Origin of the sequence: Carnobacterium sp. CS13, from assembly GCF_016653495.1 — a bacterium.
Lineage (GTDB): Bacteria > Bacillota > Bacilli > Lactobacillales > Carnobacteriaceae > Carnobacterium_A > Carnobacterium_A antarcticum.
Window position 1 is genome coordinate 1094087 of sequence record NZ_CP067364.1, and the last position, 13736, is coordinate 1107822.

The following is a 13736-nucleotide window of genomic DNA, read 5'->3' on the forward strand; positions in this document are numbered from 1 at the left end:
GGAGTTAAACGATGAATATTGCAGAGTATGGACTTCAGAAGATTCAAGAAATCAAGCAAGCCACCGATTACATGGAGCGAAAAGGAATTTACTTCATGAGCTGGTTTATAAACGGCAGCAACTATGTGGTAGAAGGTGAATTCTTAGGTAAATACGTATTGATCCTTATTCAAAACGAAAAGTTGTATTTGTTTAAAGACTATAAGTGGGAGGCAATCGAAGAATGAACAAAATAAATGAAATGTCTTTTGAAACGAAATGCAAAAGAAACGTCACGAATGTAACTGTTGGCAGCGTTGTTGAATGCAAAACAATAGGCAAGCCATTTAAAGGCAAAATAGAAGTTGTTTATAACAACAGCGCCATTGTGTCTCAATCTCGATTCGATAAAACAGTCGTCAACTTTAAAGATATGAGCGTGTGTGGTAAGAAAGTAAAAGTAATCAAGCAAGTAGTTGAAAAAATAAACGTTAGCAATCGGCAAAAGGTTAGATCCCGTACTAAACCTCCAATAGCTCCGCAACCAGTTGAACAATGGGAAGCAGAAGGAAAAGTATTGATAAAAACGTATGAATCAGCAATAGAAGCTGGCAAAGACCATGGAGTTCATGATACTACCATCTATAGCTATATCAAAGGTCGTTCATCAGCTTCAGCCTTTAAATGGAAATATCAAAAAGACAAGGAATTCAAACAAAAGAAAGTGAGTGATGCTAAATGATCAAGTTTGGTGACTGGGTAGAAATTAATTGTGATTTTCCTTTTGAAAGTCCCCATTATAAAAATGGCAGTAAGTGCTTAGTGATAGAAGTGGATAAGACAGATCCAGAACTTCCGTATTGCTTATTGAAAGAAGGACGAAAAGAAACGGTGTGGGCATCAGAAAATGATGTGTTTAAGGTTACTGAGGAGGATGCAGAATGAGCGAGACGTACAAAGTAGAGGTAGATGGGAAAACAATTGAATATGGAGCGTATACAAATCATAGCCATTTCAGCGATGTGGAATGGGAAGCTATCTATCACAAAATGGTAAAAGAAAATCATCCAGGAGTATATGAGATTAAAAAAAATGATGATGACTTCATAATGACAGCAGGATCTTTAATTGGTATTGAAGAACGGTATGAAGCTTTATTAGAATTATTGCCTCAAAGTTCTTTTAGTAAAGCGGGAACACATCCGCAATGGGTGGCTGATGCAGTTGAAGAAAATACGTTAGACAAATTAATTACGCAAAATGATGTAAAAGACATGATAAAAGATGTAGATGACGTTGAAGAATTAAAAGAATGTTTGGTTAATTATTTTGAGATTATGAAATTAGTTGGAAGAGGTGCTTAAATGATTAACAACGTTGTTTTAGTTGGACGATTAACAAAAGAATTAGATTTACGCTATACAGCAAATGGAACCGCAGTTGCTTCCTTTACGACAGCTGTAAATAGACAGTTCACCAACCAAAAAGGAGAACGTGATGCAGACTTCATTAATTGTGTCATCTGGCGCAAGGCTGCAGAGAACATGGCTAGCTATACAAAAAAAGGATCACTCGTTGGCTTAGAAGGACGACTTCAAACAAGATCCTATGATAATCAACAAGGACAACGAGTTTATGTGACAGAAGTAGTAGTTGAAACATTCTCATTACTTGAATCAAAGAGTAAAAATACGGCTGAGCAATCAAGTGGAAGTGTACCTACTGGACCATCACCAGCTCCTAATCGGTCACAAGGAAGTGATGCTCCACAAAATGACCCATTTGAAAACAGCAGCCAACCGATAGACATATCAGATGATGACTTGCCATTCTAAGGTAGCCAGAGCCATGAACATCTATTCAGAAGTGACCGGTAACCGAACAAATGATAAAGGAGAACAGTTGCTCACCATAAAGTTAGACAAAAACATTCCTGGTTACATGCTAGAACGCTACCTAGATGAAAATGGACAACTTTCTGGAGAGTTTACTCTCTTCGACAATAGAATCATCACCGCACCGCAAAGGAAGAAAATACACGCTATTTTTGGCGATATCGTAAAGGCAACTGGAGACGGTAAAAGCGACTATGACATAGAGTCCATTAAATATGATATGAAACTTATCTTTTGTGAGCAAGAGAAAATAAAAATGTTTAGCTTATCTGAAAAGAGCAAAACGTGTACAGTGACCCTTGCATCACAGTTCATCACTTTCTTATTAGATTTCTGTATGGAATACAAAATAGGGTTAACGGTGCCGCCTCTTAGTTTGGTGGAGGACATCAAGCATTACCTCATCAAGTGCCTGCATGAAAGACAGTGTGCCATCTGTTGGGAGCATGGAGAAGTGCATCACGTTGACACAGTTGGTGCAGGACGTGACAGAAAACACATCGATCATACAAAACATGAGCTGATGTGCCTATGCCGTACTCATCACCAAGAATCACATACGATCGGTCAAATAACATTTGCTAAGAAGCATCACGTGCTTGGAGTAGTCATGAATGACGAACAGTTTAAGAAGTTGAAGTATAAGGGATAGCCAAATAATTGATTGGAGTGAAGAGAATGAACAAGCAATCTATTAAAAAAGAGTTGGTATGGTACGCATTGTTTGTATTAGCAGTCCTTGTTTTTAGTTATGGAGTGTTTTCTGGTGCTAAAGCAAACAGTCTAGAGAAAACGGTCATTGAGAATGAACAAGAAATAAAAGTATTAAATAAAGATTTAAAAGAACATAAAACTTTGATGCTGGAACGTGACATTAAGCTTTTAGATAAAGACAGTACGATCCAATCATTAGTGGCGCAAAATGAAGCGTTGATGTGGCGGATACCAGGAGGTAGTCAGGATGAATAAACTCCACTACTATAAAGCAGTTTTCATGAAAGACAATTATCCAAAATACGCCACTAGAGACTGGTCTAATGGTGTGACAGGTTACAAGTTCAAGTTGGACGAAAGAGTGGCTAGGGAGCTTCATTTTAGCTATATGGGGTATATGAGTGAGGACGAGCTGGACGAGAAGATGAGCGTTAAAGTTTTTAAGAAACCGCGGAATGTAAATGGATTTTAGGGGGGCAAGTAGATGGAGTATCCAGAATTTGAGTTAGGCGCTTCAAGATGTGCACAATGTGAAAAAGTCTTTGACGAAGAATTTATAACGGTAAGAGATAACCATATGATAATTAATTTTTTTCAATTCGAAAACGGTCAAGACAACATGTTTTGTGATAACTATTGCTTGGCGGAATACCTATCAGCCGAAACGATTTTTATCAAGGAGGACGAGTAGATGAAAAATAAAGAGTGGTTGAAGGATAGTTTAGCTAAAGAAATGTATAACGCAGAGATGCAAGGGATATTTAGTTCTTCTAGCATGTCAAATGTTTTGTATGAAGATATTTTTAAACTAATCGACCAACTAGACGAACCAGAAATCACCGATCCAACTATTTCCAAAAAGGAAACTGTTGAGGTGCCTGATTTTGTTAATAAGTAGATAAAGCGAAGAAAAAAAGACTTTAAATCTGCACACCAAGCAATTCTATATATAGACTCTTGCGGATGGGATGACGAAACGCATGTTGAATACAAGATATATAAGTGGTTGCCAGACAACCTTATGATGTTTTGTAAAGCTTGGGATAACGTGCCTGCACCAAAAACGCTACAAGTAATCGTTAAAAACTACGACAGAACCGTTTTCACAACGGAACTACCAGAAGACGAAGCGATGAAGTTGATTGAAGGGTGGAAGGGTAATGAATAAAAGAGAAGGTTTCGTCCAAATATCCATTGAGGAGTATGACGATCTAAAAGAAGCAGCAAAGTTTAAGGAGATACCAGCAACGATATCTAAAATAACCGTTGCTGGGTCATTAGTTCCTGAAACAGTGATAGTTGATATCGATATGTACAAATTGAAACGTCAGATATGCAATCAAAATAATATTGATCCAAATAATACGACTGTCCAGTTTTATTAAAGGGAGGAACTGTGAATGAATAAACCATTGGTTCACGCTAAAATAACGCAAGAATTAAACGAAATATATAAGTCTAAGAATGCTGATTATGGTGATGCGTTTGGTGACACATTTCAAAAGTTAGGCATTGTTTCAGCCGTTACTAGAATTAGCGATAAGACAAATAGATTAGTGTCATTAGCTGCTAAGACAGATGAAGAACGATTGGTTAAAGATGAAACCATCAAGGACACTTTAATGGACCTTGCTAACTATGCCATCATGACATTAATCGAAATGGAGAAAGATAAACAAAATCATATTGTTAACACAATCGGAAAAAACTTTACGAAAATCTCTACAGCACCGATGTCTTTATTTCATAAAAGTTGTATTCAAACAGCAGTGGAGCATGAAGAGGATAAATGTAAAGTAGATGCATACTCTTCTTTCATGCATGACTTGGCAAAAATAACAAGTAGTGATGAGTGTCCACCATCAAACAATAAAATTTCAACATATTACCATGGTACAAATCCTAACGACTAAGAGGGGGCAATCGCTTGGAATATACAGACGAAGAACTAGAAGTGATGCTGTTCAGTTACAGGCAGTTAGAAGCTCAATTAAATAAAATCCGATTGAACATATTAAGCCCTTATAGAATTTCAGACAGCAACATTGGTGGAGGTCGTTCGAGCTTTGTTAGTAACCCAACAGAAATGACAGCTGTTCGATTATCTGACGATGAAGAAATATTACGGATCAAGCAGAAAGGTATCGCAATAGAAAATACTTATGCATCACTAACCAGCGATAAGCAAAAAATGATGATGGTCTATTACATAGATCCGAATCCTTTGAAGAGAGACAAACACATAGCAGACCAATTGCACATTGATCGTTCCACGTTATGGCGTTGGAGAACTATGGTAGTCAATGTTTTCAGAAACGAATTAGATAAACAGGAGACCAGAGAACTAAGAACGTTGATACCTTCTTCTGATAAAAACTAAAAACGTTGCATAACGTTGCAGAAACTTGCAACCACGTGCAACATTTACGGTGTTAAGATGATAGCGTGAAAGAATAAGGAAAGCGATATGAACTCAATCCTTTAGGAAATAACTGTCATCAAACGACTTTCTTTATTCGTTCATCATATAGTGTTGTAATAATCGTCAGCGGAAACTGGCGATTATTATTTATGGTATACAGATAAATCCATCGTGGCGGAATAGGTAGACGCATTCACGAGCCAACGGTAATAGACCAAAAGTGCAACCATCTTAGTGAATACTAAGACTATTATCCGATGAGTTGCTGAGGCATGTAAGGTGCAAATCCTTGCCGATGGAATAAACAGCAAAGCATTCACTCGATTGAGTGGGTGCTTTCACACTAATTTAAACAACGTATCTAATTGAAGTGGGAGATGATAATCAATGCCAAACAAAAACATTAAGCGGCCGCAAGACTTTAAACGCAAGGCAAGCAAAGCTGCTACTAACCCTAAGGCTACTCAACAGGACTTCTTAGAGCTACTAACCTCTATTCGTGAGGAGAAAGACTTGGATCAGATGCAGGAGTTGTTTGTGTCTATATTCTCTATGTACGGATTAACGACTGATGAAGTTGCTGCATTACTATTCTCAACGATGCGACAGGTATTACATGAACAGCAGAACAAAGATATGTTGGCGGACAAGTTCAGCATCGATGTGACAAAGCTAGGAGCTGAAGGAGTGCTGCAGGTTCAGCGTGCCTTGCTATCCGCATACCTAGATAAGGTGAGTGCCAATGAGGCCTAAGAAGCTAGCGTTTGTTAATGGCAAGAGAGTGCTGGTCGAACATGATTCACGCAAAGAAGAGGACAGAGAATATAACAAGACAAGGTGGAAGCATCAACGTGAACTGATGTCATTCTATAACTCGAAAGCTTGGCGAACATTAAGCAAGCAAGTATTGAATGGTGACTATTATGTTTGCCGAATGTGCGGTGGAGATGCCACACTAGCTGATCACATCATACCTGTTAGGGTTGATTGGTCTTTACGATTAGTTAGGACCAATCTGCAACCATTATGTGGTGAATGTCATGCGATAAAGACTAAGGATGATGAAAAAAGGTATAACATATAGAACTATCAGCTCAATAAAGGTGGGGGATATTTTCACATAGGGTTAGAAAGTGGGGAGTAGTACCCCTACGAAGTGCAACGGGGCGCGGTTTGTGGAATCCAAAACAACGGCCCCCCTTTCCGTACCCAAAATTCCCTTTTTGAAAATATTTGAAGGAGGTGGAAAAGGATGTCAGGTAGAAAATTCAAGGTTTTAGAAAACAACAAAAAGAACTTTACAAAAAACGAGATTGAAGACCGAAAAGCCATACAAAATAAAGCTTCAGAGGGTTTAAAGACGTTGCAAAAATCTGCTCCCAACCATCTAAATCCTATTGCTCGATATGAATACGAACGAGTGTGGGAAGACCTTCAAACCCTCCCTGTTAAAAACCTAGATCGGGCAGTTTTGGAAATGTACTGTACGTGGTATGCAATTTACCGAGAAGCTGAAAAAGATGTTAAAGAAAACGGCATTTTTATGGAAGCCAGCTACCTCGAAGAAATTACAGAAAAAGATGGAACTAAAAGAAAAGAGTTAATAACTTATACAGATAAATCTAAAAAGAACCCTTCTGTATCTGTTATGAATGATGCAAGTTCAAATATTATGCGTTGTGCAAGCAATCTCGGCTTAACAGTAGATAGTCGAATGCGAATCTACACACCACCGAAAGAAGAGAAAAAACAAACGTTAGCAGATTTATTCGGATAGTCATTAGCAATCGCTAGTGGCTATTTTTAATGCAAAGGATTTGATTACGTTAACGGTAAAATAATTTTTAAATAAGGAGAAAAAGATGGATTACACAACAGAATACGCTAGAAAAGTAATTAAGGGCGATATTCTAGCGTGTAAATCAGTCATTAAGTCCTGTGAACGTCATATGAAAGATTTGCAAAGAATTGCTGATGATGATTTTCTTTATTTTTATGATGAAGAGTCAGCAAACAAAGTTATTGCGTTCATGGAGATTCTACCTGATCCAAAGACTGGACAAACGTTCCCTTTAGCAATGTTCCAAAAATTTGTTGTGGGTTCTATTTATGGTTGGCGCTTGAAAAACAACCCTGATGCTAGAAGATTTAAAAAGGTTGTTGTTAGCGTAGCGAGGAAAAACGGTAAATCTTTATTAATATCAGGCATAGTTTTATATGAATTTTTGTTCGGTAAAAACCCAGCTCAAAGTAGACAGCTTTTTACTGCTGCGAACGACAAAGAGCAAGCTAAAATTGTCTTTAATATGGTCGCTAAGCAATTAGAATCTTTAAGGAGTAAATACCCTGAAGTAAGTAAGTCTACAAAGCGCGTACGTGAAGAATTAAAGAATATAGATGATTATTCTTTTGTTCGCCCCCTTTCTCGTGAAACAGGTGGCTTAGACGGATATGAAATGTATGTTGCTGTAATTGACGAGTACGCTGCTGCTAAAACTACCGAGGTAATGGAACTAATAGAATCCTCTCAAGCTCAATTACAATCTCCTTTAACTTTTATTATTTCTACAGCTGGTTTCAATTTGAATGCACCATTTTATAAAATCGAATGGCCATATGCTAAGAAAGTTATTGATGGTGAAATACAAAACGAAACTTATTTTTCTTATATTGCTGAGCAAGATAGCATAGAAGAATTAGAGGATGAAGTAAATTGGATTAAGAGCAACCCTATTCTTGAGGTTGAAGGACTTTACGATCAGTTAACTGGTTATTTAAGAGAACGAAAAAAAGAATCACAGCTAAAAGGCACATACAACTCTGTTCTCGTTAAAAATTTTAACATGTGGCGACAAGCTAGCGAAGAGTCTTATTTATCTACTGAACATTGGGAAGCTGTTAAAAATGAGGTGCCAGAAGATATAACAGGCAGAAGAGCTTGGATAGGTGTCGATGTTGGGAAATCTAGTGACCTGTTTTCAATTAGTTGGGCAACGATGGCTGACGATCATTGGCATGTCGATAGCCATTCATTTATTGCTACTAAGTATGGTTTAGAAACAAAAATAAAGCGTGATGGTATAGATTACCTAGTCCTGGAACAAAGAGGCGAGTGTGACATTACAGAACTCGAAAGCGGGGTTATTGATTATGACTTTGTCTTTGAGTGGTTAGAGAACTTTATATATAGCAATGATTTAGATGTGCAGGGTATCTGCTATGACCCTTATCAATTTGGGCACATTCTTACGTTGATTGAAAAGAATCATCCTGAGTGGCCATTAATTGAAATTAGACAAGGAACCATGACGTTGTCTATGCCAACAAAACAATTTAGAGATGATGTTATCAATAAAAAGATAAGACACGATGGAAATGAACTTTTAACGTCTGCTATCAACAATGCAATCACATTAGAAGACAACAATGGTATTCGAATCAACAAAAGCAAGAACAGCAATAAAATTGATCCTATTGATGCTTTACTCGATGCATTTGCAATCTGTTATTTAGAATCGTTTGACGGAAGTGGCTATTGGACAGACGAGAAAGTGATGAGTGATGACTTTGGTTTTTAGGAGGAAAATACATGTATAAATTAACATATGTAGAAAGCATTGATTTATTAGTGTGTGCAATAAACGGACCACCTATAAAGAGGGAGGTAAAGGAAAAAATACGGAGTGAGCTAAAAGATAAAACTGAGATATCTAAAATTTTAGTTATTGAGGGGAGTTTTGAAGCTGTTGGAAATAATAAAGAAAGCACTTCAATTCTTAATCCTTAATATCCATACAATTTTATTGTTCGTCGGTATCGCATTTATTGCTTTAGCGGCTTTTTTGTTCAATCAAATTATAGGATTTTTAGTATTAGGGATTGCTTTAATTGTCGTTAGCTATTTGATAAATATGAGCGTTGGTTAACTAATTTTACTAGAGAGGTGGTGAGAAAAATATATGACATATTTTAAATCAATACAAGGTAACGTTGGCTATGATGACTACATCGAATCGGTGTTAGCTGGTAGCAACACACCACAGTATGTCGGATTATCTGCCTTAAAAAACAGTGACATACTAACTGCAGTATCTATTATCGCGGGAGATATAGCTCGCTTCCCAATAATCAAAAAAGACTTAGACGACAATATTGTTCAAGATGAAGAGTTGAGTTACTTATTGAATGTTCGATCAACATCAAATGCTACTGCGAGGGCATGGAAATTCGCCATGACGGTAAATGCTATTTTAACCGGAAATTCTTATTCAAGAGCTTTACGAGATCCAACAACAAATAAAATTATTCAATATGTATTTTATCGTCCTTCAGAAACTTTAGTAGAAGAAGATGTGGATACACATAGATTAACTTACACATTTACTGACTCTGCTACTGGAAAAGTATTTAATTGCAACGATAACGATGTTGTTCATTGGAAATTTTTTACGCATGACACAGTTACCGGACGTTCCCCTCTCTTATCACTTGCTGACGAGATAGCATTGCAAGAAAACGGAGTAGATACTCTTAAAAAGTTTTTTAAAAGTGGTTTTTCTAGTGGGATATTGACGATGAAAGGCGCTCAATTGAATAAAGAAGCTAGAAAAAGAGCTAGAGAAGAATTTGATTATATGCGTGAAGGCTCAACTGGAGGAAGCCCATTAGTGATGGACTCTACACAAGAATTTTCTCCTTTGGAAATCGATACAAACGTTCTTCAACTTATTAACTCAAATAATTATTCGACAGCTCAAATTGCTAAATGTTTACGTATACCCGCATATAAGTTAGCAGTGAATAGTCCTAACCAATCTGTCAAGCAGCTTAACGAAGACTATATAACAAATGATCTTCCTTTTTATTTTGATGCCATTACAAGTGAACATGGACTTAAGAATTTTGGTGAAACGGATCGTAGAAAATACCGGTTAGTGTTTGATACGAGAGCAGTTACTGGAAGGAATGTGGAAGAAGTCATTAAGCTTTATAATGGCGGAATTTACACTGGAAATGATGCACTGGTTGATCTAGGTAAATCTCCGGATACAGATCCTAACATGAAAAGAAGAAAGGCCAGTTTGAACTATGTTTGGGCTGACAAGGTTGAGGAATACCAAGATAAAAGGAACGGACAAAAACAAGTGAAGGGTGGTGATGAACAAGATGATAAAGATTAACTTGAAAGGTCCAATTGTAAACGATAGTCAAAAACGTATATATGATTGGATGGGTATGGATGCGGTATGTCCCAAAGATATCTCCGATAACTTACCAGATAATGGAGAAGAAATTGAACTAACCGTAAATTCACCTGGGGGCATAGTGGATGCTGGAAGTGAAATCTACACTGCTCTTAGAGAATATACCGGCCAAATAACAGCTAAAGTCGTTGGTATGGCAGCAAGTGCTGCTTCAGTAGTTATTATGGCAGCTGACACGGTTAAAATATCACCAACAGCAAGAATAATGATTCATAATGGCTGGAGATACGCTGAAGGTGACCATAGAGACATGGAATCAGCAAAAGAGGCTTTAACAACAGCTGATAAAGGTATCAGAAGTGCCTATATCAGTAAAACTAAGTTATCAGAATTAGAATTAACTGAATTGATGAACAAAGAAACTTACATGGATGCGCAAAAGGCGTTAGATTTAGGTTTTGCAGACGAAATTATGTTTCAAGAAGATGCAATAACTTTAGCTGCAAGTGTAGAAAATGGCCTTTTGTCTGAAACAGCTATAAATAAAGTTAGAAATATTATGGCTAAAGAAAGTGACGAACCACCTTTTATTGCTCCTGCAGTTAATTTAGAAGAAATTGCTCAAATGAAAAACGAGTTATTAAAAGAAGAAATATTAAATAGTTTGTACTAGATATTCGAAATATTATCGGATGTCTATTTTTTTACCAAAAATTAGGAGGAAAATATATGTTTAACGAAAAAGTAGAGGCTTTAAAAGCTAATATCAAGGAATTATCAGCAACAATTAATACTCAAAAAGGTGAAATCACAGCTAAGTTAAACGCTGAAGATTTAGAAGGCGCTAAAAATATTAAGGATCTACGTGAAGAAAACAAAGCGAAGTTAGAAACAGAGAAAGCGACTTTAGCAACTTATGAAGCTGCACTAGAACCCGATGGTGTATCGAATAAATCAGATGGAACTAAAAAGGTTGTTGGTGATCCAACTGATGAATATCGAAATGCGATTAATAATTTTATCAGAACAAAAGGTTACGATGTTAATGGTTTGAAAATGGAAGGAAAAGATGAAGCTATTGTTCCATATTCTGTTATTAAGAATGAAATTACTCCAACAACAGATGGGATCGTTAAACAAGATACTAAACTTGTTACTTCTGATGATACTTCATACATCCCCAGCCACGAAGTGAATACAGTAGTTGATTTGAAACGTTTCACTCGCTTAATTCCTGCAAAAAAAGGCAAAGGATCATATCCTGTTTTGAAATCAGCGACTACAAAAATGATTAGTGTAGCTGAGTTAGAAAAGAATCCCAAACTAGCAAAACCTGAATTTGATAACGTAGATTGGACAGTTTTAACTTATCGTGGTGCCATTCCGTTGTCTCAGGAATCAATTGATGATGCAGATGTTGATTTAATTAGTTTAGTAAATGAAAACGTCAATGAAATCAAATTAAACACAACAAACTCAGCTGTTGCAACAGTTATGAAAACATTTACTGCTAAAAATATCACGGATTTAGATGATTTAAAAGCGATCCAAAACGTAGAACTAGATCCTGCATATGTGATTTCTTACGTGGTCTCTCAATCGTTCTACCAATTCTTAGATACGGTAAAAGATGGTAATGGTCGTTACTTGTTGCAAGATTCTATCATCAGCCCCACTGGAAAAGTTTTTTCTGGTCACCCTATTTTTGTTATTAAAGATGAAGAATTTGGAGCGGCTGGAGACAGCAAGGCATGGGTAGGAGATATGAAACGCGCTATCTTGTTCGCAGATCGTAAAAATTTAGGTCTACGTTGGGCAGACAATGAAATCTATGGTCAATACTTGCAAGCTGTGACTCGTTTTGATGTAAAAGTAGCTGATAAGAAAGCTGGCTTCTTCTTAACTTACACAGCACCAGAACCAGTGGGGGAGTAATACCGCCACAGTCAAGAGTGGCGGCAGTAGACTATAACAGCCTGACTGTTGTTGATTTAAAAGCGTTGCTTGATGAAAGAGGCATTGAGTATAAATCAGGCGATAATAAAGCAGCATTAATTGCATTACTGGAGGGATAGGCATGAATTTAACACCGAATGAACTCCAAAACTTGAAACTTTATTGCAAAGTAGATCACGACTTTGAAGATTATTTGTTAATTGAAATGGTTGAGGGAGTAGAATTTCAAATTTGCGATGCGATTGAGCAAGGTTCTACTCCTCAATCTTTTTTAGATGATGCTCGTTTTTCATTGGCTGTAAAAAAACAAGTGAAAGAAGAATATGAGCACCGCGGTTTATCTGCTGATTCTGAACGCTATCCATTGGCTAATGGTGTTTTAAACATCATCCACCAATTGCGCTACAGAAAGGTTGAGGTAAATGATCACTAGAAATATGAATGAACGTATTACTTTTTTTGTCATTAAAAACGGTGAAAACGAAGATGGCGAAGTTATCCCTGGACAAAAAGAAGAATTGTTTTCTTGTTGGGCAGAAGCTAGCAAGGCTACTGTTAAAGAGTTTAGAGAACGGACCACTCAAGACATGGCCGGTGAAGGAATCAAAAAACGGAAAGATACTATTATATTCAATATCCGTTACCAACAAAAACGAGTAGTTGATTCAACTATGATGATTGAATTTAGAGGGAATGACTATGAAATATTAAATGTTGAAACAGACTTTATGAGAAAAGATTTCAGCATGATAAGCGCGGTGATGATCGAATGACAACAGGAGCAGATGATGTTCTTGCTAACCTTACGAAGCTGCAGCTCAATAACAAAAGAGCAGCTCGTAAAGCAGTAGATGAAGGTGCACAGTTGTTTGCTAAGAATTTAACAGCAAATACTCCAATTGGAGAAACGGGAGAGATGGCTGCAAGTGTAGAAGTTTCTGGTTTTAAAGGCGCTAATCAAGGTTTAATTGAAAAAGATATCGGATATAACCATGCCGTCGGGAATCGAGTTCACTATCCAGACACGGGAACAATTTACCAAAGCGCTCAGAACTTTGTTGAACAGACCATTAATCAATCTACACCGCAAGTGCAAGAAATATACAGAGAACAAATCATGAAGGGGTTGAAGCTATAATGTTGGCCGAAACAAGAGCTTATCGTTTATTGGCGAATGATAGTGAACTCAATTCTCTTTTTGATGCATTGAGAGGCGATAAATTTGATAAAACAGGTCAGTATATACAAGGCATATTCCTTGATGACATTCCTGATAATTTCAAAAAAGTAGAATCCGCTCCTTTTATGCGAATAAATCCGATCGATGAAAATCCAGCAATTTATTCAGACGATGAAAACCTTGCTGAGGAACAAACGATACAGATTGACTGGTGGTGCACATCGGCTAGTCAATCGCTACAAATAAAAAAACTTGTCGATAAAATTTTAAAAAGAAATGGACACATTCAATATTATTCAAAGCGATATAAAGACCCTGATATTAACCTCAAAATGAACGTGAGGAAATATAGGGTCTTTGATTTTGACTTAGAAAACTAAAATTAG

The 13736-nt window shown here is 36.9% G+C and carries 27 protein-coding genes; all 27 read left to right on the forward strand.

Annotated features, from left to right (window positions below; translation table 11 throughout):
• The first annotated feature begins 11 nt into the window (after window positions 1-11).
• The 27 genes from JHE06_RS05290 to JHE06_RS05420 all read left to right on the forward strand — a co-directional run bounded on the left by JHE06_RS05290 (window position 12) and on the right by JHE06_RS05420 (window position 13730).
• Window positions 12-227, forward strand: coding sequence for a hypothetical protein (locus JHE06_RS05290; RefSeq protein ID WP_201089724.1), 216 nt, complete (start codon window positions 12-14; stop codon window positions 225-227).
• Entirely contained in the window at window positions 224-721 is a 498-nt protein-coding gene (locus JHE06_RS05295) for a hypothetical protein (protein ID WP_201089726.1), read from the forward strand. Before JHE06_RS05290 ends, JHE06_RS05295 begins: the two co-directional genes overlap by 4 nt.
• Window positions 718-924 (forward strand): hypothetical protein, encoded by a 207-nt coding sequence (locus tag JHE06_RS05300; RefSeq protein WP_201089728.1) that lies wholly within the window; start codon window positions 718-720, stop codon window positions 922-924. Before JHE06_RS05295 ends, JHE06_RS05300 begins: the two co-directional genes overlap by 4 nt.
• Window positions 921-1343, forward strand: a complete 423-nt coding sequence (locus JHE06_RS05305; RefSeq protein ID WP_058918414.1) for a hypothetical protein — start codon at window positions 921-923, stop codon at window positions 1341-1343. The genes JHE06_RS05300 and JHE06_RS05305 overlap by 4 nt, the downstream gene beginning before the upstream one ends.
• Window positions 1344-1814 (forward strand): single-stranded DNA-binding protein, encoded by a 471-nt coding sequence (gene ssb / locus JHE06_RS05310; protein WP_058918415.1) that lies wholly within the window; start codon window positions 1344-1346, stop codon window positions 1812-1814.
• 13 nt (window positions 1815-1827) lie between these two features.
• Entirely contained in the window at window positions 1828-2526 is a 699-nt protein-coding gene (locus JHE06_RS05315; protein WP_058918416.1) for a putative HNHc nuclease, read from the forward strand.
• A gap of 26 nt (window positions 2527-2552) precedes the next feature.
• The gene (locus JHE06_RS05320) at window positions 2553-2843 is read left to right on the forward strand and encodes a hypothetical protein (protein WP_058918417.1); all 291 of its coding nucleotides are present in this window, start codon (window positions 2553-2555) and stop codon (window positions 2841-2843) included.
• Window positions 2836-3060 carry a hypothetical protein gene (locus tag JHE06_RS05325; RefSeq protein WP_201089730.1) on the forward strand — a complete coding sequence of 75 codons (225 nt, stop codon included), beginning with the start codon at window positions 2836-2838 and terminating at the stop codon, window positions 3058-3060. The genes JHE06_RS05320 and JHE06_RS05325 overlap by 8 nt, the downstream gene beginning before the upstream one ends.
• Window positions 3061-3072: 12 nt before the next feature.
• Complete coding sequence (locus tag JHE06_RS05330; protein WP_201089732.1) at window positions 3073-3279, forward strand: hypothetical protein; 207 nt, start codon at window positions 3073-3075, stop codon at window positions 3277-3279.
• Window positions 3280-3486, forward strand: coding sequence for a hypothetical protein (locus JHE06_RS05335; protein WP_201089734.1), 207 nt, complete (start codon window positions 3280-3282; stop codon window positions 3484-3486).
• Between the two features lie 123 nt (window positions 3487-3609).
• Window positions 3610-3756 carry a hypothetical protein gene (locus tag JHE06_RS05340; RefSeq protein WP_201089736.1) on the forward strand — a complete coding sequence of 49 codons (147 nt, stop codon included), beginning with the start codon at window positions 3610-3612 and terminating at the stop codon, window positions 3754-3756.
• A complete protein-coding gene (locus JHE06_RS05345; RefSeq protein ID WP_058918421.1) occupies window positions 3749-3973 on the forward strand; it encodes a hypothetical protein in 225 nt (74 codons plus the stop codon). The genes JHE06_RS05340 and JHE06_RS05345 overlap by 8 nt, the downstream gene beginning before the upstream one ends.
• A 15-nt stretch (window positions 3974-3988) precedes the next feature.
• Window positions 3989-4501, forward strand: a complete 513-nt coding sequence (locus tag JHE06_RS05350) for a nucleotide modification associated domain-containing protein (protein WP_082664153.1) — start codon at window positions 3989-3991, stop codon at window positions 4499-4501.
• A gap of 14 nt (window positions 4502-4515) precedes the next feature.
• A complete protein-coding gene (locus JHE06_RS05355; protein WP_058918422.1) occupies window positions 4516-4968 on the forward strand; it encodes a hypothetical protein in 453 nt (150 codons plus the stop codon).
• A 429-nt stretch (window positions 4969-5397) separates the two neighbouring features.
• Window positions 5398-5763 (forward strand): hypothetical protein, encoded by a 366-nt coding sequence (locus JHE06_RS05360; protein WP_201089738.1) that lies wholly within the window; start codon window positions 5398-5400, stop codon window positions 5761-5763.
• Window positions 5764-5944: 181 nt separating this feature from the next.
• Complete coding sequence (locus JHE06_RS12395) at window positions 5945-6094, forward strand: HNH endonuclease (RefSeq protein ID WP_442857134.1); 150 nt, start codon at window positions 5945-5947, stop codon at window positions 6092-6094.
• Window positions 6095-6262: 168 nt separating this feature from the next.
• Window positions 6263-6787: a phage terminase small subunit P27 family gene (locus JHE06_RS05370; RefSeq protein ID WP_201089740.1), complete on the forward strand. Its 525-nt coding sequence runs from the start codon at window positions 6263-6265 to the stop codon at window positions 6785-6787.
• 85 nt (window positions 6788-6872) lie between these two features.
• Complete coding sequence (locus tag JHE06_RS05375; protein ID WP_201089742.1) at window positions 6873-8588, forward strand: terminase large subunit; 1716 nt, start codon at window positions 6873-6875, stop codon at window positions 8586-8588.
• Window positions 8589-8599: 11 nt separating this feature from the next.
• Window positions 8600-8797: a hypothetical protein gene (locus JHE06_RS05380; protein ID WP_201089744.1), complete on the forward strand. Its 198-nt coding sequence runs from the start codon at window positions 8600-8602 to the stop codon at window positions 8795-8797.
• Window positions 8798-8969: 172 nt separating this feature from the next.
• Window positions 8970-10190, forward strand: a complete 1221-nt coding sequence (locus tag JHE06_RS05385) for a phage portal protein (RefSeq protein WP_201089746.1) — start codon at window positions 8970-8972, stop codon at window positions 10188-10190.
• The gene (locus JHE06_RS05390; RefSeq protein ID WP_201089748.1) at window positions 10168-10887 is read left to right on the forward strand and encodes a head maturation protease, ClpP-related; all 720 of its coding nucleotides are present in this window, start codon (window positions 10168-10170) and stop codon (window positions 10885-10887) included. Before JHE06_RS05385 ends, JHE06_RS05390 begins: the two co-directional genes overlap by 23 nt.
• Before the next feature lie 56 nt (window positions 10888-10943).
• Window positions 10944-12149: a phage major capsid protein gene (locus JHE06_RS05395; RefSeq protein ID WP_201089750.1), complete on the forward strand. Its 1206-nt coding sequence runs from the start codon at window positions 10944-10946 to the stop codon at window positions 12147-12149.
• Window positions 12150-12166: 17 nt separating this feature from the next.
• Complete coding sequence (locus JHE06_RS05400) at window positions 12167-12289, forward strand: HeH/LEM domain-containing protein (RefSeq protein ID WP_082664154.1); 123 nt, start codon at window positions 12167-12169, stop codon at window positions 12287-12289.
• Between the two features lie 2 nt (window positions 12290-12291).
• Window positions 12292-12603 (forward strand): head-tail connector protein, encoded by a 312-nt coding sequence (locus JHE06_RS05405; RefSeq protein WP_201089752.1) that lies wholly within the window; start codon window positions 12292-12294, stop codon window positions 12601-12603.
• Entirely contained in the window at window positions 12593-12943 is a 351-nt protein-coding gene (locus tag JHE06_RS05410) for a phage head closure protein (protein ID WP_201089754.1), read from the forward strand. Before JHE06_RS05405 ends, JHE06_RS05410 begins: the two co-directional genes overlap by 11 nt.
• The gene (locus JHE06_RS05415; protein WP_201089756.1) at window positions 12940-13308 is read left to right on the forward strand and encodes an HK97-gp10 family putative phage morphogenesis protein; all 369 of its coding nucleotides are present in this window, start codon (window positions 12940-12942) and stop codon (window positions 13306-13308) included. Before JHE06_RS05410 ends, JHE06_RS05415 begins: the two co-directional genes overlap by 4 nt.
• A complete protein-coding gene (locus JHE06_RS05420) occupies window positions 13308-13730 on the forward strand; it encodes a hypothetical protein (protein ID WP_201089757.1) in 423 nt (140 codons plus the stop codon). Before JHE06_RS05415 ends, JHE06_RS05420 begins: the two co-directional genes overlap by 1 nt.
• Window positions 13731-13736: the final 6 nt, after the last annotated feature.

Excerpts from the sequence above, each read along its gene's own strand:
- JHE06_RS05360 (WP_201089738.1), top strand. The coding sequence starts at position 5,398 with ATGCCAAACAAAAACATTAAGCGGCCGCAAGACTTTAAACGCAAGGCA.
- JHE06_RS05420 (WP_201089757.1), top strand. The coding sequence starts at position 13,308 with ATGTTGGCCGAAACAAGAGCTTATCGTTTATTGGCGAATGATAGTGAA.
- JHE06_RS12395 (WP_442857134.1), top strand. The coding sequence starts at position 5,945 with ATGTGCGGTGGAGATGCCACACTAGCTGATCACATCATACCTGTTAGG.
- JHE06_RS05340 (WP_201089736.1), top strand. The coding sequence starts at position 3,610 with ATGATGTTTTGTAAAGCTTGGGATAACGTGCCTGCACCAAAAACGCTA.
- JHE06_RS05405 (WP_201089752.1), top strand. The coding sequence starts at position 12,292 with ATGAATTTAACACCGAATGAACTCCAAAACTTGAAACTTTATTGCAAA.
- JHE06_RS05325 (WP_201089730.1), top strand. The coding sequence starts at position 2,836 with ATGAATAAACTCCACTACTATAAAGCAGTTTTCATGAAAGACAATTAT.
- JHE06_RS05300 (WP_201089728.1), top strand. The coding sequence starts at position 718 with ATGATCAAGTTTGGTGACTGGGTAGAAATTAATTGTGATTTTCCTTTT.
- JHE06_RS05295 (WP_201089726.1), top strand. The coding sequence starts at position 224 with ATGAACAAAATAAATGAAATGTCTTTTGAAACGAAATGCAAAAGAAAC.
- JHE06_RS05390 (WP_201089748.1), top strand. The coding sequence starts at position 10,168 with ATGAACAAGATGATAAAGATTAACTTGAAAGGTCCAATTGTAAACGAT.
- JHE06_RS05335 (WP_201089734.1), top strand. The coding sequence starts at position 3,280 with ATGAAAAATAAAGAGTGGTTGAAGGATAGTTTAGCTAAAGAAATGTAT.
- JHE06_RS05380 (WP_201089744.1), top strand. The coding sequence starts at position 8,600 with ATGTATAAATTAACATATGTAGAAAGCATTGATTTATTAGTGTGTGCA.
- JHE06_RS05290 (WP_201089724.1), top strand. The coding sequence starts at position 12 with ATGAATATTGCAGAGTATGGACTTCAGAAGATTCAAGAAATCAAGCAA.
- JHE06_RS05410 (WP_201089754.1), top strand. The coding sequence starts at position 12,593 with ATGATCACTAGAAATATGAATGAACGTATTACTTTTTTTGTCATTAAA.
- JHE06_RS05385 (WP_201089746.1), top strand. The coding sequence starts at position 8,970 with ATGACATATTTTAAATCAATACAAGGTAACGTTGGCTATGATGACTAC.
- JHE06_RS05315 (WP_058918416.1), top strand. The coding sequence starts at position 1,828 with ATGAACATCTATTCAGAAGTGACCGGTAACCGAACAAATGATAAAGGA.
- JHE06_RS05305 (WP_058918414.1), top strand. The coding sequence starts at position 921 with ATGAGCGAGACGTACAAAGTAGAGGTAGATGGGAAAACAATTGAATAT.
- JHE06_RS05395 (WP_201089750.1), top strand. The coding sequence starts at position 10,944 with ATGTTTAACGAAAAAGTAGAGGCTTTAAAAGCTAATATCAAGGAATTA.
- JHE06_RS05320 (WP_058918417.1), top strand. The coding sequence starts at position 2,553 with ATGAACAAGCAATCTATTAAAAAAGAGTTGGTATGGTACGCATTGTTT.
- JHE06_RS05345 (WP_058918421.1), top strand. The coding sequence starts at position 3,749 with ATGAATAAAAGAGAAGGTTTCGTCCAAATATCCATTGAGGAGTATGAC.
- JHE06_RS05415 (WP_201089756.1), top strand. The coding sequence starts at position 12,940 with ATGACAACAGGAGCAGATGATGTTCTTGCTAACCTTACGAAGCTGCAG.
- JHE06_RS05375 (WP_201089742.1), top strand. The coding sequence starts at position 6,873 with ATGGATTACACAACAGAATACGCTAGAAAAGTAATTAAGGGCGATATT.
- ssb (WP_058918415.1), top strand. The coding sequence starts at position 1,344 with ATGATTAACAACGTTGTTTTAGTTGGACGATTAACAAAAGAATTAGAT.
- JHE06_RS05350 (WP_082664153.1), top strand. The coding sequence starts at position 3,989 with ATGAATAAACCATTGGTTCACGCTAAAATAACGCAAGAATTAAACGAA.
- JHE06_RS05330 (WP_201089732.1), top strand. The coding sequence starts at position 3,073 with ATGGAGTATCCAGAATTTGAGTTAGGCGCTTCAAGATGTGCACAATGT.
- JHE06_RS05370 (WP_201089740.1), top strand. The coding sequence starts at position 6,263 with ATGTCAGGTAGAAAATTCAAGGTTTTAGAAAACAACAAAAAGAACTTT.